At 69.3% G+C, this 23,121-nt stretch carries 9 protein-coding genes; 3 read left to right on the plus strand and 6 right to left on the minus strand.

The window, feature by feature from the left end:
- The first annotated feature begins 92 nt into the window (after window positions 1-92).
- Both CEY11_RS09800 and CEY11_RS09805 read left to right on the plus strand, forming a co-directional pair.
- Window positions 93-2,108, plus strand: a complete 2,016-nt coding sequence (locus CEY11_RS09800) for a SpoIIE family protein phosphatase (RefSeq protein WP_088603173.1) — start codon at window positions 93-95, stop codon at window positions 2,106-2,108.
- Window positions 2,105-3,289: an ABC transporter substrate-binding protein gene (locus CEY11_RS09805; protein ID WP_088603174.1), complete on the plus strand. Its 1,185-nt coding sequence runs from the start codon at window positions 2,105-2,107 to the stop codon at window positions 3,287-3,289. The genes CEY11_RS09800 and CEY11_RS09805 overlap by 4 nt, the downstream gene beginning before the upstream one ends.
- A 72-nt stretch (window positions 3,290-3,361) precedes the next feature.
- Here CEY11_RS09805 and CEY11_RS09810 read toward each other — a convergent pair whose 3' ends face one another.
- The 6 genes from CEY11_RS09810 to CEY11_RS09835 all read right to left on the minus strand — a co-directional run bounded on the left by CEY11_RS09810 (window position 3,362) and on the right by CEY11_RS09835 (window position 22,047).
- The gene (locus tag CEY11_RS09810) at window positions 3,362-4,885 is read right to left on the minus strand and encodes a glutamate-cysteine ligase family protein (protein WP_088603175.1); all 1,524 of its coding nucleotides are present in this window, start codon (window positions 4,883-4,885) and stop codon (window positions 3,362-3,364) included.
- Complete coding sequence (locus CEY11_RS09815) at window positions 4,872-6,245, minus strand: glycosyltransferase family protein (protein WP_143322777.1); 1,374 nt, start codon at window positions 6,243-6,245, stop codon at window positions 4,872-4,874. Before CEY11_RS09815 ends, CEY11_RS09810 begins: the two co-directional genes overlap by 14 nt.
- A 132-nt stretch (window positions 6,246-6,377) precedes the next feature.
- A complete protein-coding gene (locus tag CEY11_RS09820; RefSeq protein ID WP_088603177.1) occupies window positions 6,378-15,989 on the minus strand; it encodes a hybrid non-ribosomal peptide synthetase/type I polyketide synthase in 9,612 nt (3,203 codons plus the stop codon).
- Window positions 15,986-18,121 carry an AMP-binding protein gene (locus CEY11_RS09825; RefSeq protein WP_088603178.1) on the minus strand — a complete coding sequence of 712 codons (2,136 nt, stop codon included), beginning with the start codon at window positions 18,119-18,121 and terminating at the stop codon, window positions 15,986-15,988. Before CEY11_RS09825 ends, CEY11_RS09820 begins: the two co-directional genes overlap by 4 nt.
- Before the next feature lie 156 nt (window positions 18,122-18,277).
- Window positions 18,278-21,019, minus strand: a complete 2,742-nt coding sequence (locus tag CEY11_RS09830) for an ATP-binding cassette domain-containing protein (RefSeq protein ID WP_088603179.1) — start codon at window positions 21,017-21,019, stop codon at window positions 18,278-18,280.
- Between the two features lie 242 nt (window positions 21,020-21,261).
- Window positions 21,262-22,047 carry a thioesterase II family protein gene (locus CEY11_RS09835; protein ID WP_158215261.1) on the minus strand — a complete coding sequence of 262 codons (786 nt, stop codon included), beginning with the start codon at window positions 22,045-22,047 and terminating at the stop codon, window positions 21,262-21,264.
- Between the two features lie 206 nt (window positions 22,048-22,253).
- Here CEY11_RS09835 and CEY11_RS09840 point away from each other — a divergent pair, with 206 nt between their 5' ends.
- Window positions 22,254-23,105: a phytanoyl-CoA dioxygenase family protein gene (locus CEY11_RS09840; protein WP_088603181.1), complete on the plus strand. Its 852-nt coding sequence runs from the start codon at window positions 22,254-22,256 to the stop codon at window positions 23,103-23,105.
- Window positions 23,106-23,121: the final 16 nt, after the last annotated feature.

Raw genomic sequence — 23,121 nt, forward strand, 5'->3', positions numbered from 1 at the left:
TAGACCAATTCATGCAATATTAATTTACAATCCCAGACAAAAGAACACTCCCGATCATCGGGCCCGCAATTTTCCGGCCGAGCGTCCCACCAATGCGACTGACTTCGCTGCGCAGCAAAATCTTCCTGCTGGTCGGCCTGACGCTGCTGATCAGTGCGGTGGCCGTCATGCTCGTCACCGAACACGATGTGCGCAAAACCGTGGTTGCAAGCGAACGGCTGGCAGTCAAGAACGTCCTGAACCTGCTGTTGCGCGACAGCGACGCCCGCTGGGGCAGCCTGCTCAACGACAAAATCACCACCGTACGGGCCGACCGCAAAGAAATGGTCGAACAGGGCGCCCTGATCCGCTCGGTGCTCGACATGTACGCCGACCAGGTCGTCCGCAAGGAACTCGGCACCGAGCAGGCGCAGCATCTGGCTATACAATGGATAAACCGACTCTTCAAGGGCCGGGATCGCTACAGCTTCGTGTTCAACCACGACCTGACCGTCATCGCCAGCGGCAACCGCAAGCTGCTCGGCGCCAGCCTGGCCGGCATCAAAGACTTCAAGGGCCACCCCATGGCGGCGGCGGCCTACCAGGAAGCGCGCACCAGCGGGCAAAGCTTCGCCATCTACCGCTGGCCGCAGTACAGCAACGGCACCGGCGAACTGCGCTACGCTTATTTCGCCTACTTCCAACCCTGGGACTGGGTCTACGCCATCACCGACAACGCCCGTGGGGTGGTCAAGCAATTCCAGGTGCGGCGCCAGGACATGCAGCGCGCCATAGGCGAAACGCTCGAATCGCTGCGCCTGGCGCAGTCGGGCTTCGCCTTCATCGCCGCCGACGACGGCTCGCTGGTGGTGCCGCTGCCCAAGCCCCAGACCGGCCTGCTGCAAGAGCGCGACACCCATTCAGACAAGACACTGCACGACCTGCTGCGCGCCATCCCGCCCAATGGCGAGATATCGTCTTTCCAGTTCGACAGCAGCGGCCAGGAACCCTGGGAAATCACCGCGGCCTATTTCAAGCCGCTCAAGTGGACGATCGTGGCCGCGGTGCCCAGGCGGGATCTTACCGCCGCCGCCATCCAGTTGCGCAACCGCCTGGCCTGGGTGTTCCTGATCGTGCTGGTGGCTTCGCTGGCGGTTGCCTGGGCCTTGTCCACCCGCATCTCGCGGCCGCTGCGGCAATTGGCCGATTTCGCGCGCAAGCTGCCCGAACAGGATCTGAGCACGGCCGCGCCCATACCCGAACGCATATCCCGGCTGCCCAAAGACCAGCCCGATGAGGTCGGCCGGCTCGCAGCCACCTTCATTTTCATGGATCAGCAGTTGCGCGAGAAGATCGCCCGGCTGGTGCAGGAAACCTCCAGCCGCGAACGCTTCGAAAGCGAACTGAACATCGCCCACAGCATCCAGATGGGGCTGCTGCCCGTGCCGCTGCCCAACGAGGTGCTGCGCAAGGTCGATCTGCATGCCACCATGATTCCCGCCAAGGAAGTCGGCGGCGATCTGTACGACTATTTCGTGCTGCCCGACGGCAGGCTGTGCTTCGCCATCGGCGACGTATCCGACAAAGGGGTGCCCGCGGCCCTGTTCATGGCGGTCACACGCACCCTGATCCGCGCCTCGGCCGAAGACGAGACCGATCCGGCGCTTATCATGGAGCGCGTCAACAACCGCTTGTCCGAAAACAACCCCAACCTGATGTTCGTCACACTGCTGCTGGCCGTGCTCGACCTGGACAGCGGCGAGCTGGCATGGTGCAATGCCGGCCATCTGCCGCCCTGCGTGCTGGACGCCAACGGCTCGCTGCGCATGCTCAAGGGCCGCAGCGGCCCGGCCTGTGGGGTGCAGGAAGACATCCCCTACAAGAGCTTTAACGCCACGCTCGAACCCGGGGAAATCTTCGTGGGCTACACCGACGGCGTCACCGAGGCCTTGAATCCGGACAACAAACTGTATGAAGAGGCGCGCATGGTTCAGCTGCTCACCGACCAGAAGCCGGCCGATGCGCAGGCCGCCACCGCCGCGCTGCTGCACGACATCCGCAACTTCGTCCAAGATGCGGAGCAATCGGACGACATCACCTTGATTGCCGTCAAGAGGTTCACGTCATGATTTCACGCTTTCTGTCCCTGATGCTGCTGGCGGCAAGCCTGTGCGTGTTCCCCGTGGGCCGCGCGGCCACACCGGCGGCGGCAGCGGCGCCATCCGCCCAAGCCCGGGTATTTCCCACCACCCCCACCCTGCGGCCCGACGGCCAGCGCTGGCGCATCGGCTATGTGGAAAGCGGCGATTATGGCGATTACCCGCTGACCCTGGGCGAGATCGTCAAGGGCCTGCAGCACCTGGGCTGGCTCAAGCTCAAGGGCACTATGCCCAAAGAGGCCAGCGGGCACGACCTGTGGCAATGGCTGGCGCAAAACACCGACAGCAAGTATCTGGAATTCGTCGCCGATGCCTGGTGGCAGCCGGGCAATTTCGACGCCAGCAAGCGCGAGCCCATGCGCGAGGCCATCGCGCAGCGCATCAAAGACCGCCACGACATCAACCTGATCATCGCCATGGGCACCTGGGCCGGGCAGGACATGCGCAAGCTCGGGCCGCCGGTGCCTACCATCGTGGCCTCCACCAGCGACCCCGTGGCCTCGGGCATTTCCGACAGCGTCAAGGACAGCGGCCGCGACAATCTGCAGGCGCGCATCGAGCCCGAACGCTATCAGCGCCAGGTCAGGCTGTTCCACGAGATCGTGCCCTTCAAGAAGCTCGGCATCGTCTATGAAAACAGCGAGGCGGGCCGCACCTACGGCGCGGTGGCCGCCGTCGAGCAGGTCAGCCGCGAACTGGGCTTCACCGTGCAGCCCTGCTATGCCCAGTCCAACAGCATCACCACCGAGCAGGCCGTCAGCAACGCCGTGCAGTGCTACAAGAAACTGACCGAAGAGCGCGTGGACGCCGTCTACGTCACCACGCATCGCGGCGTCACGGCCGACTCCATCAAGGAAATCGCCAAGATCCTCGAGCAGGCCAAGGTGCCCAGCTTCTCGATGAACGGCTCCAAAGAAGTCAAAAGCGGCATTTTGCTCAGCCTGGCCCAGGCCGATCTTTCTTACGTGGGCCTGTTCCACGCCGAAAGCATCGCGCGCATCTTCAACGGCGCCAAGCCGCGCCAGCTCAGCCAGGTGTGGATAGACCCGCCGAAGATCGCGCTGAACCTGGCCACCGCGCGCGCCATAGGCTTCGACCCGCCGGTAGACATTCTGCTGGCCGCCGACGAGGTCTACGAAACGGCGCCATAGCGCCCGGCGGCACTACTGCGCCCGCGGCGCTGCCATGGGACTAGGGCGCGGCGGCACACCCCCGATCAGGAATCAGGCCGCGTAGGCCGATGGATGCAGCGCGGCATGGCGCGCCAGCACGGCGCGCAGGCGCTGCGCCGCATCGCCGGGCGCGCGGTTCCAAGTGTCCAGCATCCGATCGGCCGCGCTGCGGCCCGTGTCCAGCACATAGTCGGCATAAGCCAGCCACTGTTTGTCCGCGGCGCCCAGGCCGTCGCGCGCCAGTTCCAGCACTTCGGCGCACAGCGCCCTGACCCGGGCATCGTCCAGGCCGCTGTGCATGGCGGGCTCGCGCAGGGCCGCCAATGCATCCCAGCCCCAGCGCGCCACCAGATCCGTAGCGGCATCGAGCCGGTTCAACAGGCCGCGCTGCAAGGCAATGGGCGCCAGCAGCACGCTGCGCGCCTGCTGCGGCCCCGCGGCACTCATCAGGCACGCATCGGCAAAGCCCGCACCCGGCGCGCGCGCCTCGATATACATCTGGGCGCCGCAAGCCTCGAACAAGGATTCCAGCCCCCCTTCCCGCTCCCAGGCCCGCAGAAGCTCGGCAAGATCGGGGGTGCGCTGCAGGCGATAGCGCAGACGCGCATCCAGGAACTGGCCGATCTGCGAATACTCGAAATGCTCGGCCTGCGGCGCCAGTTGCACGCACTCGCCGGTATCGACGCGCCGTCCCGGCCACTGTTCGGCGCGCAGGAAATCCTGCAGGCAGGGGTCGCCGTCGGGCAGTACGGTTGCCACCGCCTTGTAGTCGTAGGACTGCGCCATCGGCAGGCCGCGCGTCACGGTGCCCGGGCCGAACATCCAATGGAAGAAATCGCCCAGGTCGCGAAACGGACGCCGCGGGCAGGTGCTAAGCATCAGGTCGCCGGGGAAAGTGGCCGGCGCGAATACCCGATGCCACAAGGTCATGCGGTTTTCCTTGAAGCCGGTGGGACGGCCGCCTTCCAGCGGACTGTTGGCAAACAGCGCGATGCTGGCCGGCGCCAGCGCAATCATGGCATTCAGCGCGCGCACCGCCGACTCGGTCGGAATCGAGGTGTTGGCGCCGTTCTGCGCCTTGGCATCTATGCCTTCATTATGGTGCCAGCCGCGGTAGCCGCGCAGTTCGGTGTAAATAGGCCGCGGCACGCAGACCTGCGCATACCAATCCGCATTACGCGGGCAGTCGGGGTGTTCCGATGCATTCAGCACGCAGGCCTCGTCGGCGCGCAGGGCCTCCAGGCTGTCGGCCAGTTCCTGGTGCGCGCACGCCGCCAGCGCGGCCAGCCCGTTCTCGTCGGATACCGGAGCCAGCGCGGTTTCCAGCAGATTGAAACCGTTGTCCAAGCCGCACTCGGCCTGCGCGGTATGCAGCGCCACGCAGCGCTGCTCGAGACAGGCGCGCTCGCAAGCGATGCCGCGCCGCTGCTTGATCGATTCGAGGGCCTCGAAGTAGCGGCGCACCGGCAGGCTGCGCCCGCTGGACTCGTGCACCACCACCATCTCGATTTCCAGCCCCACGCGGCTGCGATAGGGCTGCAGGCCGCTCGCGCCCTCTGCTTCAAGAGGCGGCATCGTTTCCGGCCCAGCCGTGCAAGGTATCGTCCCGAAACAGCGGCGTGCACCAGGAAAAGCCGCCATGGCAATCGACCATTGCCTTGAAGATCTCGGCCAGCCCCTCGTAGTCTTCGCCGCTGACCTCTATGCCCAGCGAGGCCAGCAGCTCCATGGGTGCGGAAACAAAGGCCGTGCGCAGACCGGGCTGCTGCCTGCACATGCGCAAGGCATCTTCCAGGCGCATGCCGCCGGATTGCCGGGCGGCGTCGTTCCAGGCCGAAGGCACCGGGGCGTCCAGGCGGGCGCCGGCATCCGGCACGGGCTGCCGCGCACCGGGCTGGGCGGCCCGCTGCGGCGGCTCGAAGGCAAGATCCAGGGGCGAGGACGCCTCGCCCAGCCTGTCCAGCAGGGATTCGAACTGGCCGATGACGGCGTCCCATTCACCCTGGCGCTGCTGGCGCAGCAGCCGCATGTCGCGGTACAGGGGTGTGGTGGCCGCATCCAGCCCCCAGCGCCAGCTGCAGGGCCGGCTCAGCAAATTCCAGACAGGGACGCCGAGCGCGCCTGCGATATGCGCCGGCGCGCTGTCTATGCTGACCAGCAGGTCGAGCTCGGCGATGGCGCAGGCCAGATCGGCAACGTCGGCTATCTCGCGCAAGGGTTCGATGACGTCGGCCCAGGCATATTCGCGCAGTTCGTCGCCGGCTGAACCCCATTGCAGGCTCACCCATGAAATTTCGGGATGCGCGCGCACCGGGCCCTCGAATAAAGCCAAGGGCACGGATCTGAGTTCGGACGCCGCCCCCGCGGAGCGCGCCGACCAGTTCAGGCCCACGCGCAGCCGGCGCCGTTCCGATCCCCGCGCAGCGGGTGCGGGATCGACTATCTTCAGATAGGGTTGCCCGCCGGTCGGATCCGGATCCAGCGCCCCCATGCGCATCAGCGACACCTGCACCTTGGCGGGCTCGGCGCGCGCCTGCTCGGCACTGACCAGCTCGGCCGGCAGCCCCTGCTGGCGCAACAGCCGATGCAATTCGGGGCGGCATTGCACTCGCACCCGGCCGAATTGCGCGGCGAGCTGCGGGACATAGCGCCACTGCTGGACGATGTCGCCTATGCCCTGGTCGGCCAGGATCAACAAGTCGCGCTCCTGAAGTTCGGGACGTATGGTGAATATCGTGGGCGCATGCTCGTTGTTGCGCCGGGCCAGGGAGCAAGGGCTGTTCACGTCCCACAGCATCGACTCGCGCTCGCCGGTGGACAGCCGCTCGATGTCCACGTCCAAGCACCAGGGCTGCTGCAGCGCAGGCGTCCGTATGCTTACGTGCAGGTCGCCGAGCGCCCAATGAAACGGTGTAATGGCAGGAGTCGGTTTCATGATACGGCGGGGTAAAGGCTGACGCAGGACGGGCGGGCTCGGGCCGGATCGGCCTGGCGCGGCCCCGGGACAGGCGCAAAGCTGCCCGCATAAAGGGCAAAAACACGCCGGCGCGGGTACGCGGGCAAGGGCTCAGTTCTCTTCATCGGCATCGCCAAGTTCCCCCATCAATTGATCCAGTTCGCCTTGAGAAAATTCCATGCCGGTGAAGTCCGAAGGCGTATAGACCGCGGCCGAAGCCGCGGCGCAAGCCTGCTCCAGGCGCTGCACTTGGCCCTGGACGCGTTCGAGCAGGCCGGCGATGGTGGCCTCGCCGTGCCGCGCGGCATGGCGGCACGACAGCCAGAGGCCGGCTTCGTCCTGCCAGCCGTCGAAGGCCAGCAAATGGCGCCGGGCGGCATTTTCCGCCCGCTCACGGCCCGCGCCCAGGCGCAGCAGCGACACGTCGCGGCCGCCGAACTGCCCCAGCTCGCCGACAAAGTTGAAAGACACTTCGGGCTCGATGCGCAATTCGTCATGGCCGCCATAGCGCAGCACGCCGTAAGACATGCCGTGTTCGGGAATTTCCCGCAACCCTTCCTTCAGGGCCAGCAGCCAGTCGTCGAGGCGCTCGGCGTCCACCTCCGGCAGCATCACCGGGTAACGCGTCGTGAACCATCCCACGGTGCGCGACAGATCTATGGCCGCGTCGAAGGGCTGCCGGCCATGGCCTTCCAGATCCAGAACCAGGGGCCCCGCGGCCCATTCGGCCAGCGCCAGGCCGGCGGCGGCCAGCACCGCCTCGTGGGCGCGCAAGCCATACACCGAGGCCATGCCGGCCAGGAACTGCGCGGCCTGTTCTTTGGGTACACACAGGCGCAACTCGTGCACATCGCCTTCACGGTTGGGCCGCGCCGCGTCGTCGACCGGGACACCGGCCGCGCCGGCGGCACGCCGTACCGTGCGCGACCAATAAGGCAGGAAGGCTGCTTCGGCCGCTACCCGCTGCGACAAGGCCTGCGCCCACCATGACCACGAGGTGCCACCGGCGCGCACCGCCGACGGCCCACCGGCCAGCCCGGCCTCCAGGTCGTCGGCCAGCACCGACCACGACACCACATCGGACACGGCATGATGCACGGCCAGCACGATCTGCGTGCCGCGGCCGGCATCCAGCTTCAGCGCGCCCGCCGCCAGCACCCGGCCCGCGGCCAGGTCGATGGTACCCATCAACTCGTCGGCCAGGCGATCCTGCGCATCGGCCAGCCCCGCGCCGTCCAGCGCCGTAGCATCGCGCATGCAAAGCTGCAGGGGCACCGCCGCGCGCACCTGCTGGCAGGCGGGCGAGCCGTCCAGATCGACCGCCGTGCGCAGCGCATCGTGGCGTTCGATCATGGCCTGGACAACGGCCGCCAAGGCCGCAGCATCGACGGCTTGGGGCGTCTGGAACACTGCGCTCAGGCACCAGCGCTTGCGATCGGGCATGGCGGTTTCACGCAGCCAGTGCTGGATGGGGGTCAAGGGCACGGGGCCGGCCAGCGGCTCGGCCCCCGCCACCCCTGCGGCGGCCGGCACCGCCAGGGCGGCCAGCCCGCGCGGCGTGGGCGCCTGGAACACCTGGGTGGGCGTCAGGGCCATGCCGGCGGCGCGTGCGCGGCCGACGATCTGTATGGCCATGATGGAATCGCCGCCCAGGGTGAAGAAGTCATCGTCCGGGCCTATGCCGTCTTGCTGCAGCACCGCGCACCAGATTTCCAGCAGCGCCGCAAGCCGGCCGTCCGCCTCGCCGGCGGTCGTTGCACTCGCAGCGGCCGGCGCCTGCGCGGCACCGCTGCCGGCCGCCGCAGCGGCGGAAACCGCCTCGCCGGGCGCCGCCGACAGCAAGGCCTGGCGATCGATTTTGCCGTTGGGCGTGAGCGGCATGGCGGCGCGCACCATGATGCGCGCCGGCACCATGGCCGCCGGCACCTGCCGCGCCAGCCAGGCCAGCACCGCGGCGGCCTCGGCTTCGCCGGCCGCCACGGCCAGCAAGGAAGGCTCGCGCCCCTCGTGGCGTTCCACCAATACCGCCGCGTCGCGCACCCCCGGGCAGGAACGCAGCAGCTCCGCCAGCCCGGCGGGCTCGATGCGATGGCCGCGGATCTTGACCATGTCGTCGCCACGGCCCAGGAACACGATGGCGCCGTCGGGCCGGCGCCGCCCCAGGTCGCCCGTGCGGTAGCAGCGCAAGCCGCGGGCATCCAGGCCGAAGCGTTCCGCCCCCGCGGCTTCGGGGCGTGTATAGCCGCTGGCCACCGCCGGGCCGGAGATGACGATTTCGCCTTCGGCACCGTCGGCCACCGGCGTACCGTCGGCAGCGACCAGGGTCACGCCGTAGCCGTCCAGCGGCAGGCCTATGGGCACGGCATGCTCGCCCGCGGCGCGCAGCGCCGCCGTGGCTTCGATCATGCAAGCGCCCACCGTGGTCTCGGTCGGGCCGTAGTGATTGAAGACGCGGCACGCGGCGCCCAACCCCCGGATGCGGTCGACCAGCTTCCAGCTGAGCACGTCGCCGCCCAGCAGCAGCGCCTTGCGCGGCAGCAGCGCCGCGGCGCCCGGCGCATCGAGCAGCGCGGCCAGGTGCGCCGGCACAATCTTCATCACATCCACCGGCGCCTGCGCCATCCACTGCTGCAGGGCGGCCGGGTCGCGGGCGGTCTCGGCATCCACCGCGTGCAGCGCACCGCCGCTCCATAAGGCGCCCAGCACCGAGGTATAGCCCAGGTCGGCGGCAAAGGACGACACGATCGCGCAGGACAGAGGCCCGTCCAGGCCCAGGCGGCCGAGCATGGCCTGCACATAGGCGGCCACTGCGCCCTGCGGCACCAGCACGCCCTTGGGGCGCCCGGTGGAACCCGAGGTGTACAGCACATAGGCGATGTCGGCGGGCGCAGCGGCGGCGGGCTGCTGCGAGGCCGCAGCAGCCAAGGCGCCGCCCCGCTCCCAGGCGACGGCGGGCACGCCGGCCAGCGGCGAGGCGGTGCCCGCCTCGACCACCAGCGCCTTGGCGCCGCTGTCTTCCAGCACGTAGGCGTGATGGCTGTCGGGATGATCTTCGTCCAGCGGCACGAAGGCGGCACCCAGGCGCATCGCCGCCAGTATCGCCACCACCGGCCCCAGGCCGCGCGGCAATCGGAAGGCCACGCGGTCGCCAGCGTGCACGCCCGCCTGGGCGAGCCGCGAGGCCAGCGCCTGTGCCATGGCGTCGAGTTCGGCGTAGCCGACCGTACCGTGCGCGTCACGTACGGCAGGCGCCTGCGGCGTTTGCGCGGCATGGCGCGCGACGCGCTGCGCCAGGGTCTCGACGGCGGCGCCGAAACCGGCAGCTGTGCCGGTGATGGGGCTCGAGCCTGTGCTGGCGACGGCGCCCGCGGCTGTACCCACGGCTGTGCCGGAACCGACACCTGCCGCGGCAAGAGGCCCGGGGCCGGCGGCCATGCCACTATGCGTGCCGGCACCGCCGCCAGGCCCCCGGCCCGGCGTTGCCACCAGCGACTCGAGTATGCCGGCGTACATATCCAGCCATTGCTCGACGCGTGCGGCGTCGAACAGCTCGCGGTTGTAATGGGCCTCGATGCACAGCCCGTCGACGCCGGCCGTCATGTTCCAGTTCAGATCCCAGCGTACGGCGCCATGGGCATTGGCATCGACCGCCACATCCAGGCCGGCGAACCGCAGCGGGGCTTCCATTCGATCCAGGTTGAAGGACACTGAAGCCAGCGGCGGGCGCGACGGATCGCGGCGCAGATTCAGGTCTTTCAGCAAGCGCGCATACGGATAGTCGCGATGCGCCATGCCTTGCGCCACGCTGCGCTGCACGGCCGCCAGCAGCGCGGCGTCGGACACGCCCGCACCGGCATCGATGCGCAGCGGCAGCACACCGACGCAATAGCCCAGCAGCGCCGGGGCGCCCAGCTCGGCCTGGCCCGCGGAAAAAATCGCGACCGCCAGATCGTCCTGGCCGGACAGGCGCGCCAGCATGCGTCCGTATGCCGCCAGGCAGACGGCGAACAGCGAGCCGCCTGTGCGGCGCCCGTAGGCCTCGAGCGCCTGCTTCAAGGGCGCCGGCAGGCGCCGCAAGGCGCGCGCTCCGGCGTAGCCCTGCAGGGCCGGGCGCGGCCTGTCGGCCGGCAGGTCGAGCGCCTGCGGCACCGTCGCGTATACCGCGCGCCAATAGGCTGCGGTTTCCGGCAGCTCGGCGCGGGCGCGGGTATGTTCGGCATAGCGGCGATAGGGAACCGGCTCGGGCAGCCCGGCGTTGCGGCCTTCGCGCGCAGCACTGTAGAGCTCGGCCAGTTCCAGCGCCATGGCCTGCATCGACCAGCCGTCGGTGACGAGGTGCGGCATGGCCAGCACCAGGCGGTGCCGGTCGGCGGCCAGGCGCAGCACCCAGGCAGCGACCAGCGGCCCGCGTTCGAGGTCGAAGGGCGCCAGCACGGCCTGGCTCATCCAGGCCTGCAGGGTGGCAGCATCGGCATTTTCGCGATCCAGCACCTGCACGCGCGGCGGCAGATCACGATGCACCACCTGGCTTGCGCCGTCTTCGGGGAAGGTGGTGCGCAACGCTTCGTGGCGCCGCACGACTTCATGCAGCGCGGCCTGCAGCGCGGCCGCATCGAGCGCGCCCTTGAAATCGAGCACCAGCGACTGGTTGTAGGCCGCCGAGGTCTGCGGGCTGAAAGCCGCCAGCAGGCGCAGCGCCTGCTGCCCGGCGGTGGTGGGCAGGAACTCTTCATCGGCCGGGGCCGAGGCCACGCCTTGCTCGACGCCGGAGCCTGCCGGGCCGCTGGCCGCAACCGGTGTGCCGCCCGTCGCCCCATGCATTCCGGCGGCCGCCGTTGCGGACGCAGCGGCAACGGCCTGTGCCGGCAAGGATGCGGGCGCGGAAGCGGGCGCCGCCGCCCCGCCCAGCATACCCGCGGCGCGCATGGCGCGCACCGAGTCGCGCACGGCCCGTTCGACGAGATCGAGGTCGGCGTCGGAATGGGCGGTCGACAGGAAGCAGGTACGGCCCTCCCAGACGTAGACGCCGTGCTGGATCATCTGGTTGTAGAACAGGTCGCTGGCGCCGATGAAGCGGAACAGCGAGGCGAAGTGATGCACCGAAATGCCGGACTGCTCTTGCGCCAGCACGGCGTTCAGGCGCGCCGCGAATTCCGTGGTGCGGAGGTTCAGCGTTTCCTGCAGGCCCGGCCCCGCGGCTTCCAGGTATTCCAGCACCGAACGCGCCGCCGCCATGGCCAGCGGGTTCTTGTTGAAGGTGCCGGCAAAGAAGGTGCGCTCGTCGCGCGGCGCGCCCGGCCCGTCCAGGGGCCAGGCGCCGCCGTCCAGCGCGTCCAGATAGCGGGCCTGCCCGGCCACCACGCCTATGGGCAGGCCGCCGCCGACGATCTTGCCATAGGTGACCAGGTCGGCGCGCACGCCGGCCCAGGCCTGGGCGCCGCCCAGCCCCACGCGGAAGCCCAGCAGCACCTCGTCGAATATCAGCGGCACGCCCAGGGCCTGGGTAATGGCGCGCAGGCGTTGCAGGAATTCGCGCGGCTGCCGGTCGGGCCGCCGGCCCTGCACGGGCTCGACGATCACCGCGGCCAGGCTGGACGCCTCGCGGGCCACGATTTCCAGCGAGCCCTGCTCATCGCCGTAGTCCAGCAGCAGCACGTCGCCCACCATGGCCGGCGGCGTGCCGCCGGCCAGCGGCACCGATGCGCCGCCGGGGCCTACTTGCGCCAGAGTGCCGTCGAAGTGGCCGTGATACGAGCCCTGGAACATGGCGATGCGCTGGCGTCCCGTGGCGTGGCGCGCCAGGCGCAGCGCCGACATCACGGCCTCTGTGCCGCTATTGCAGAATGCCGCGCGCTCATTGCCTGTGAGGCGGCAGATGCGCTGCGCGACGTCTCCGGCCAGGTGCGCCTGCGGGCCTATGAACATGCCGCGCTCGGCAATATGGCGCGCAATGGCCTCGGTGACGAAGGCCGGGCTGTGGCCGAACAACTGCACACCGAAGCCCATCGCGATATCGACGTACTGATTGCCGTCGATGTCGGTAAGATGGCTGCCCGCCGCCTGCGCGCCGACTATGGGATAGAGCATGCCCTTGGTTTCCGGCCGGAAACCGGCTACCGCGCGGCTGTCGGCCAGGTACGGGCCGAACTCCAGCCGCTGGCCGCGCGAGCCCCGGCTGCGTTGTATATAGGCGCGGGAAAAGGATTCGAGCCCGGCCAGGGCCTGCGGCGACATGGCCGGCAGCGCGGCGGCAGGCGCAGGCCGCGTTGCGACCGAGGGGACGGCAGGCGCCGCGGTGGCGCCCGCTGCCTGTGACGTGGAGGCCGGAACGGCGAGCGAGGCCGCCGCGACACCCTGCGGCACAGCGCCGGCCTGGGCCGCCACGGTTGCGGGCGACGGCGCGGCGGACGACGCAACTGCGCTGGAAACGCCGGCCGCCCCATGCGCGACATTGGCGGCCGGCGGCACCGCGGCGCTCGAAGCAGCGCCCGCGGCCTGCGCGCTGGCATCCAGCACATGCTCGGTCAGGCGCAGGGGCGTAGCCAGCGTCTCGAACAGCGCGCGGCGGGGGATGGCAATGGCCCAGCGCCGCTCCAGCGCGGCCACCGCCTCGGTCAATGCCAGGGAATCGACACCCAGCTCGAGGAAGCTGCGATCGGACTGCGCATCGGCTTCGGACAACTGCAGGGCGCGGGCCAGCATGGCGGCGATCTGCTGCCGCGGATCGACGTCGGATTGCGCCCTTGATTGCGGGCTGCCGCCGGCCTGCGCGGCCTGCGTGGCTTGCGCCGCCGTGGCGGCGCCTGCCGCGGAATTGGCTGGTGCCAGGCCCGGCGCAGTGCCCGCGGCGGCGATACCCGTGCCCTCGGACGCGGCGGCGCCGACGCCGCTCCAGTCCAGGGCCGGCAGCCAATGGCGCCGGTCGGCAAAGGGGTAGCCCGGCATATCGATGCGCGTAGCCGGGCCGAATACCGCGTCCCAACGCAAGGGCACGCCGGCCACGTGCAACTGGGCGAGCAAGGTGCCGAGCGTGCGGCGCGCAGGCTGGTTGCGCCGCAAGGTGGCAAGGAATACCGCGCCGCGCCCCTCGAACCCGGGACAGCGGCTGGCCGTTCCCGTGAGCGCGGGCGCAGCCCCTATTTCGATCAGTACCGTGGCTCCCGTGTCGGCCACGGCGGCCATGCCCTGCGCGAAGCGCACCGGCTCGCGGATGTGGCGCACCCAATAGTCGGTAGTGGCGAATGCCGCCTGCGCCGTGCCCGTCAGGTTGGAGACGACCGCGCCGACCGGCGCCGCCAGGCGCACGCCTTGCAGCGCCGTCGCAAAGGCGCCGAGCGCGGGCTGCATCAGTCGCGAATGAAAGGCCTGAGTGGTGCGCAAGCGCTGCGTACCCACGCCCTGCGCGTCGAGCGCGGCGCAGGCGGCCTCGACCGCGGCGGCCGGGCCGGACACCACGCACTCGTCGGGCGCGTTCACGGCCGCCAGGTCTATGTCTGCACGCACATCAGCCGGCAATTGATCCAGCGCCTGCGGGCCCGCGAACACGGCCGCCATGGCACCGCCAGCCGCGGCCGAGGCCATGACACGGCCGCGCTCGACCACCAGGCGCAAAGCGTCGTCCAGCGAGAACACCCCGGCGCGGCATGCCGCCACCCATTCCCCCAGGCTGTGGCCTATGGATACGTCGGGCTCGACACCCCAGGCGGCCAGGCGTTCGGCCAATGCGTATTCCAGCGCGAACAGGGCGGGCTGCGCCAGGCGCGTGTCGGCCAGGTCTTCGGCCGGGCCCTCGTAGAACATCGCCGCCGTCAGCGAGCGGCCGATCAGCGGATCCACCACCTGCGCGCAGCGATCCACGGCGGCGTGGAACACGGGATCTTCTTCGTAGAGATCGCGGCCCATGCCCAGCCACTGGCTGCCCTGCCCGGTATACAGGAAGGCGATGCGCGGCGCCGCCTTGGGGGCGCTGCCGCGGGCGCCGCCCACCGGCGTGCCGCCGGCGGCGATTTCACCCAGCGCCACGGCCATGGCCGGCGCATCGGCAGCGATGGCGGCCGCGCGCACGGCGTGGTGGCTGCGGCCCAGCGCCATGCCGGCCGCCGCCAGGCGCAGGTCTGCGCCGCTTGCTGCGAGCCACTCGGCCAGTGTAGCGGCCAGGCGTTCCAGGCCCTGCTCGTCGGGCGCGGCCAGCGGCAGCACCACCGGGCCGGCAGCATGCGATGCCGCGGCGCCCGTCGTATCCGCTGCACACGCACCGGAAATACCCGAAGTATGCACGGTGGCTGTATCAGCCCCGCCAGGCTTGCGGCTCTCTGCTACGCCGGACATGCCCGATGCATGCGTAGCAACTATATCCAATACCTCGGCCGCTTCCAGTATGAGGTGGGCGTTGGTGCCGCTGAAGCCGAAGCTGCTGACCCCGGCGCGGCGCGCCGCGCCGCCGGGCCAGTCTTGCGCGCGGTCTATGACGCGCAGCGGCAGGCGTTCCCAGGCAATGCGCGGATTGGGGCTGGACTGGTGCAGCGTCGGCGCCAGCGTGCCGGATTCCAGCGCCAGCACCAGCTTGATCAGGCCGGCGATGCCGGCGGCGGCCTCGAGGTGGCCGATATTGGTCTTGACCGCGCCCAGCAGCAAGGGCTGGCTGCGGCCCGTGCCGTAGGATTCGGCCAGGGCCTGGACTTCGATGGGATCGCCCAGCGGCGTGCCGGTTCCGTGGCACTCGACCACCTGGACGTCGTCCGGCCGCAGGCCGGCATCGGCCAGCGCCGCGCGCACCAGCGCCACCTGCGCCGAGGCATTGGGCGCAGTCAGGGAACTGGCGCGGCCGTCGTGGTTGACGGCGCCGCCGCGCACGATGGCGCGGATGCGGTCGCCGTCGCGCTGCGCATCGGCCAGGCGCTTGAGCACCACGAAGCCCGCGCCCTCGCCGCGCACGTAGCCATCGGCGGTCGCGTCGAAAGTGCGGCAGGCATGGCTGGGGCTGAGCATGCCCGCAGCGGCGAAGCCGCGGGTCAGGTCGTCGCCCACCAGCAGGTTCACGCCGCCGGCGATGGCCATGTCGCATTCGCCCCGTTGCAGGCTGCGGCAGGCCTCGTGCACGGCCACCAGCGAGGAGGAGCAGGCGGTGTCCAGGGACAGGGCCGGCCCGGTGATGTCCAGCAGATGGGCCAGGCGTCCGGCCGCCGCGCTGGCCGCGTTGCCGGTGGTAGCCAGGGGCGTGAAGCCCGGCCCGGGCCCATGGAAGCGCAGCTCGTAGTCGTGCGTGCTGATGCCCAGAAACACGCCGGTGGCGCGCGCGCGGCGCTGCGGATCGGCCGCCCCGGCGTCTTCCAGCGCGTGCCAGGCAACCTCCAGCATCAGCCGGTGCTGCGGATCCATGTGCGCCGCTTCGCTGTCGCGCATGCCGAAGAAGGCGGCATCGTAGCGGTCGATGTCCTGGATATAGCCGCCCGGCGGCAGGGCGGCGCCTTCGGGGCGGCCCGCCGGCACCGGCCCGACGGCGTCGCGGCCCTCGGCCAGCAGGCGGCGGAACGCCGCGGCGTCGGGCGCACCGGGGAAGCGGCAGGCCAGGCCCACGATGGCGATCTGCGGTGTCTGCGCCGGCTGCTGCGCCGCACGCAGGCCATCGATGCGCTGCTGCAGGCCGGTGACCAGCCGCGTTACCTGATCCGCGTCGAGGCGGGCGAGCCGGGCGCGCAGCGCGGCGGAATCATCATTGCTCATGCCTCGCCCCGCTCGATGGAACTGAGTATATCGTCGAGGTCGCTTCCCGGCGCCGGCGCTGCGGACGGCGGCGGCACCGATACGGGTGGTGCCGCCGCGGCGCCGCTGCCCGCGACGTGCGCCACCAGGCGCGCAATGGTCGGGTGATCGTAGGCAATCGTCTCGGGCAGTTCGGTGCCTATGTGCTCGCCCAGGGCCAGGGCAAGCTCGGTGGAACCGATGGAATCCAGGCCCATCTCGGCAAAGCCGTGGCCGGCCTCTATGGTTAGAGCGGGCAGATTGAGGCGCTGCGCCAGCCAGCCGGTCAGCCACACGGTCAGCGCCGGGGCCTCGGCGGGGCCGCGGCCGCTCTGGGCCGTGCCGGCCGTGGCATGGGCTTCCGGGGCTTGCGGCCGCGCCCATTGCGCGATCACCGGCAGGCTGCCGTCCAGGTAGGCGCGGCGGTTGGCCAGCCGCTGGATCTTGCCGCTGGAAGTGCGCAGCACCGAGCCCGGCGGCACCAGCACCACGCGCGCCAGCGGCAATTCCAGGTTCTGCCACACCGACTCGACAATGGCATGGAATATGGGTTCGGGCGCATCGCCGCGATGCGAACGCTCGAGTTCCTGCACCAGCACGACTTGCTCGCGCCCGCCGGGCTCGGCGGCGCCGTCCACGGAAAAGGCCGCGCCATTGTCGCGCCGCAGCGCCGCGTGGGAACTCTGGGCGGCGCGCTCGATATCGTGCGGATAGAAATTGGCGCCGCCCAGGATGATCAGGTCTTTGATGCGGCCGGTGACGAAAACCTCGCCGTCCACCAGCGCGCCCAGGTCGCCGGTGCGCAGGAACGGGCCGGCCTCGGGTTCGCCGGCGATGACGGCGCCGAAGGTGTCGACGGTTTCCTGGGGCCGGCGCCAATAGCCGCCGGCGATGGTCGGCCCGCCGACCCAGATCTCGCCGACCCGGTCGGGCGCGCAGCGCCGGCCCGTTTCGGGGTCGACGATGGCCACCGGCACGTCGGGCAGCGCCTTGCCGCTGCCGGGCATGATGCGGCCGTTGGGCGCGCCGGGCTGCAGCACCTGTACGCCGCCCTCGGCCAGTACGTCGACATCGAAGCAGCTGAGCACCGGCGGTTCACCCACCGGGTTGGCCGTGACCGCCAGCGTGCTTTCGGCCAGGCCGTAGGCCGGGCAGAAGGCCTCGCGACGGAAGCCGTGCGGGGCGTAAGCCTCGCAAAACTGATCCATGACGGCAGGGTTGATGGGCTCGGCCGCGTTCATGGTCATGGCCACGCTGCTCAGGTCGAGGCCGGCACGGTCTTCGGACGCGATGCGGCGCACGCACAGATCATAGGCGAAGCTGGGAGCGGCCGAATGCGTGCCGCGATAGCGCGTCAGCGCCGTCAGCCACAACAGCGGCTTCTGCAGGAACGCATTGGGCGCCATCTGCACCGAGGCGCAGCCCGAGTACAGCGGCTGCAGCAGGCCGAAAATCAGGCCCAGGTCGTGGAAAGCCGGCAGCCAGCTCACCATGGCGGACTCGGGCCCCAGCGCCCATACAGCCTGCATGCGGGCCAGATCCTGGATCAGGTTGCCGTGGCCGACCCGCACGCCCTTGGGCAGCGCCGTCGAGCCCGAGGTGTACTGCAGGAAGGCGACATCGTCGGCGGCGATCGCCGCCGGAGCCAGCGATGGTTCGTCGGCCAGATCGTCCACCGGCACCCAGTCGAGCGCACCGAGCTGCTCGCTGGCCTGGCGCCACTCCGCGATGGAGCCCATCTGGTCGGCGCTGGTAAGCGCCACCCGCGCGCCGGAGTCGGAGGCCACGGCCACCAGGCGCTCGATCAGCCGATTGCGGCGCGGCGGGTTGATGGGCGTGGCCAGGCGGCCGCTCCACAGACACCCCATGAAGGCCGACAGAAACTCGGGGCCGGCCTGGAACACCAGCAGCACCGGTTCGCCGGGACGCGTGTCGCGCAGCAGCCGCGCCGCAATGGCTCGGGCGCGGGCCGCCAGCTCGGGGGCACGCCAGCGGCACTGCTCTGCGCCCTGGCTGTCGAGAAAGGTGAACGACCAGCGATCACCTGACGCGGCGGCACGCTGTTCGAGTATGTGCGGTAGAAAAACGGAAGCCGCGGGGACGCTTTCTCGCATCAGGAACGCTCCTAACTGTTTCATACATTCAACACGGCGGCTGCGCCGCAGCCGCGGCGCCATCATGCCCTGCCGGTGCGACGCACGGCCCGGTGCCGTGCGCCTTGCGGATGCCGCGGAGGGTCGCAGCGGCCGCGGCGCAAGCGCCAGTCCGCTTCAGACCGACGGCCCCGCGGCGTCTGCGGTGGCGCGCGGCGCGGCGCCTCGCTGCTTGCTGGCCAGGCGGCGCCCGATCAGTTCCTCGAGCTTGGCATCGAGCCGCCGATCGAGCGTGGCCACGATTTCTTTCTCGAGCTCGGACTGCTCGTCGGCGGTACGGTGCAGATCGGCCACATGGCGCAGATCCTGGCGGCTGAGCGACAGCAGCATGCAGGGCAGGCGCGTGCGGCAGGTGGTGGGGTTCGGCACACCCTCGAGCAGCGCGAATTCGCCGAAGAAGTCGCCGACTTCGAGGATCTCCATGGTCAGCGAAGTGCCGTCGCCCAGCAGTACCGAGCTTTCGACCATGCCGCGGGCCAGGATGTAGAAGCGCCCGGTGGTGGTGCCTTCGACGGTAAGCACGGTATCGGCGGGCACCTCTTCGACGCGCAGCATGTGGCGTATGCCTTCCAGGTCTTCTTGCGGCACGGAGGCGAACAGCGGAATCTTGCGCAGGCGCTCGACGCTGATGTCGACATCCTGGCCCGAACTGTCGATGGAAATGTCGGCCTGTTTTTCCCACATGCCTGCATACACGCCGTGCAGCGCCAGGAGTTCTTCGTGAGTGCCCTGCTCGACCAGCCGGCCTTCGCGGAACACGCAGATCATGTCCATGTCGGGGCAGGAATTGAGCCGGTGCGTCACCGAGAACATCATGCGCTTGGAGCTGATCTTGGCCAGTGTCTCGTTGATGGCCGCCTCTGCCTCGGCGTCCAGCGCGGAAGTGGCCTCATCGAGCAGCAGGATCTGCGGGTCGTGCAGCAGCGCGCGGGCGATGACGATGCGCTGGCGCTGGCCGCCCGACAGCAGCTTGCCGCCCTCGCCCACCTCGGTGTCGTAGCCGTTGGGCAGGGTGGTGATGAAGTCGTGGATCTCGGCGTCGCGCGCGGCCTGCTCGATTTCGGCATCGGTGGCGCCCAGGCGGCCGATGCCGATGTTGTAGCGGATCGAGCCCTCGAACAGCGTGGTGTCCTGGTTGACCACCGCCATCAGCGCACGCAGCGTGCGGTTGTCGACATCGCGTATGTCGGTATTGTTGAGCAGAATCGTGCCCTTCAGGGCATCGTAGTTGCGCGACAGCAGATTGATGACCGTGCTCTTGCCCGATCCCGACGGCCCCACCAGCGCCACGCGGCGCGGTACCTGGGTCTCGAGTGTGATGTCGTCCAGATTCAGCCTTTCGCCCGTATAGCTGAAGGAAACATCCTGGAAAGCCACCCGCGACAGCGGCAGGTCGGGCTCGGCCGCGCGCTCGGCATCCGGCGCGTCGGCCGGACGCGCCAGCAGCGACTCGATGCGCTGCCAGCTGCCCACCGCCTGGATGGCCGTCGGCAGCAGCGAGGCGATGCCGCCGGCCGAGCCGCCTATGGCCAGCAGCAAGCCGATATACGCCACCACCACGCCGCCCGAGACGGTGCCGGTCAGCGACAGGGCGGCGCCCAGGCCGATGATGCCCAGCTGCGCCGCGCTGATGCAGAACACTGTGGCGCGGCTGGTGAGCTCGCCCATCAGGTACTGGCGGTAGCTAGTCTTGTAGATCGTGTCGGCCTGTTCGTTGAACAGGCCGCGCCGATGTTCGCCGATGTCCAGGGTGCGGATCACGGGCAGCAGTTGGGCGGTTTCTTTGATGAAGCCGGCAAACTTGCCGTCCTCGACCTTGCGGTCGTAGGCGGCCTTGACCGCGAAGCGCGCCACTTGGCGCGGCGCCCAGAAGGCGATGGCCAGCAGCGACACAGTGGCCAGTGCCATGCGCCAGTCCAGATCCACCGCGGTGACGATCGAGCCCAGCATCAGGAACACCTTGCCGACGATGCCGGCCACGGAACGCACCACCGCGTTCTCGACGATGAACATATCGGTCGAGAAAATAGAAACGATGTCGCCGCTCTTGAAGCGGTTCAGGGTGCGTGAGGACAGCAGCAGCAGTTTGTCGAACACCTGGCGCCGCACATCGCCCATCGCCCTGGGCCCCAGGGCCGAGACGCTGAAGTCTATGGCCAGCCCGGCCGAGGCGGTGACCAGAAAACCGCCTATCAGGTAGGCCAGCGTGCGCCATATGACGCCGGCATTGTGCGGCGTGATGCCGTCGTCGAACAGTTGATGCAGCCACAGCGGCATGAAGGCGGCATACAGGGTCTGGATCAGGATGCCCACCACCAGCATGGTGGAGTGAAAGCGATAAGGCCGCAGCAGCCCTGCCGTCCAGCGCATGAATGGCAGCACGCCGCGCATCGGCGGCTCATGCGACAGGGTTTCGCTCCATTGCAGCTCTATCATCGCCAAGGACTTGCCGGTGGTATCGAGGCAGACCTGGCCGACGGGCGCGCCGGGCCGCAAGGCGCGGGCGAAATCCTGCAGAGTGGCCGCGCCGTAGGCATCCAGCAGGAAGCGTACGAAAGCGCCGGCGCGCGCCGCGTCGCGCGGCTCGGGAGCATGGACGGCCAGGCGCTGCGTCAGGCCCGAGAGATCGCTGACGTCCTCGATATCGAGCAAGAAATTCTTGGCGTCGAGGTTGTCGCCGACCAGGTACAGCACGCCCACAGCGATCAGGCCCGGCGCCGGCCGCGAGCAGCCCAGCCGTTCGGTCAGCAGATGTTCGACCAGGCTCAGCCCCGGGTCTTTGCCGGGCTGCGAGCGGGCCTCGGCCTGAGCCGCGCCGACCAGGCTTGCAGCCCCCGCCGCGGCGTCGATGCCAAGCAATTCAGACGCCGCCCGCTCGATACGCTGCAGCCGCCGAGCCGGAGAATTGAACCGCCCCCGCAAGAGTTCACACAGTTGCCGTTTCACATCGAACCTCGCTGATGAGGGTTATGCGGGATTGCAATCGAAAGAAAGATGGTCGAGCCGCGTGCCTTGGCGTACTACTCGTAGCGCCTGCGGCCGCGCGCCGGACTCTCTTTCGGTCGCGATCCCATGGGTTGTAGTGTCGGATCCATCGACGTTCAGGCATGCGCCGCCAGCGGCGACTCGCGGCCATGCCCTGCCGATTGAAGAAGAATGCGGGCCGTCGCAGCCGGCTGCGAGGCCCACGGGAAATGCCCCGCGCCCAGCGGCAGGATGCGAAACGGCCCGCGGGTCGTTTGCGCCCACGCCGCCAGCTCGTCCGGCGAAACCGAGGAATCTTGCGTCAATTGCAGGGCATCGACCGGTACGGGCAAAAGATCTTGGTGCGCGTGGCGGTAGGTGTCGCAGGCCTCGAGGTCGGCGCGCAGGGCCACTTGCGCGAGATCGAGCCATTCGAAGTCGTCGCCCGGCGCGCTGCCATAGCGGGCCTCGAGTTCGGCGCGCAGCCTGGACAGCGGCAGCCGATGCAAAGGGGCTTCGGTGCAGCTCAGGCACGGCGAACGGAACCCGGACACGACCAGGCGCTCTGGCGGTACCGAAGCCTGGGCCAGACGCCTTGCCGTCTCGTAGGCCAGCAGGGCGCCGTAGCTGTTGCCGACCAGGATCAGGCGAGTCCGCGCCGGCGCGCCCAGAGCCAGCCATGAGGCCGCCACAGCGTCGGCGGCGGCGGCGCAGCGCCGCGGCGGCACGCCATCGTCGAGGCCGCCGCCGCGCGGCAGCGCCAGCACCGCCACGCCCACATGCCGGGGCAGTTCAGCAGCCAGCCGCACGATGGACAGCGGCGATCCGCCCGCATGCGGAAAAAAGACGAACGACGGCTGCCCGGGTTCCGCAGGCCGCAGATTCAGTATCCACGAGGAGCTCGAAATGCCGGGATCGTGCAAAGGGGCGCCTACCGCTGAAAACATGACGTAAGAGTTGACCAAACAGGTTATTATTAACATGTTGTATCAATTGGGACATATCTTAGCAGTTGACGTAGCATTTTTGTATTTCTATTTATAGTTGCGGCACCTGGCCGCGCACCCGCTGCGGCGCCTTCCGCCTACAGGCATCGCATCGGTTCCGCCAGCGCACCAAAGGATCGGAAATGGAAGATTTCGTCGAACGTTTCGAAGCCGACGGCGCCATATGCCTACGCGGCGCCATAGATGCAAAACAGCTCGAACTGCTGCGGCTCGGAATCGAGCGCAACGTGTCCAGCCCCAGCCCGTTCTTCCGCAACCTGGGCGGCGAAAACGGCGGCTTTCTGTCCGACATGTGGTCGCGCCGCTACATCCCCGAATTCCAGCGATTCTGCATGGAATCGCCCGCGGCCTCGATCGCCGCGCGCGCCATGCGCACCGATCGCGTGCGCCTGGCACAAGACACCTGGTTCATGAAACGCCCCGGCAGCGCCGAGCGTACGCCCTGGCACCACGACACCGTGGTCGACGGGCCCTTTTGCTCGCTGTGGGTGGCGCTGGATCCCACCCCGCGCGCCGCCACGCTGGAATTCGTGCGCGGCTCGCACGCCTGGGGCAAGGCGCTGATGCCCAAGTCGTTCTTCGAAGCGCCTACCGCCGACACACCGGCGGTCGATCGCTTCTACACCGAATTCCACGGCGACCAGTCGCGCCGCGACGCCCAGGAATTCGGCGAAATCCCCGACATCGAGGCCGATCGCAGCGCCTACGACATCATCGGCTGGGACATGCAGCCCGGCGACTGCGTGCTGTTCGACGCGCGCACCATCCATGGCGCTCCGGGCAACAGCTTCGGGCACTGCATGCGCCGTTTCGTCACGCGCTGGGTCACCGACGCTTCGGTCGTGGCGCGCCACGGCCAAGAAATGATCGACGCCCTGGCCGGCGCCGGGCTGGACATCAGCCTACGCATCGGCGGCCCCATACGCGGCGACATGTTCCCCGAATTCGGCCCGTCCGGCATGCGGGCCGCCTAAGCCCCAATGTATATAC

Origin of the sequence: Candidimonas nitroreducens, from assembly GCF_002209565.1 — a bacterium.
GTDB classification, from domain to species: domain Bacteria; phylum Pseudomonadota; class Gammaproteobacteria; order Burkholderiales; family Burkholderiaceae_B; genus Candidimonas; species Candidimonas nitroreducens.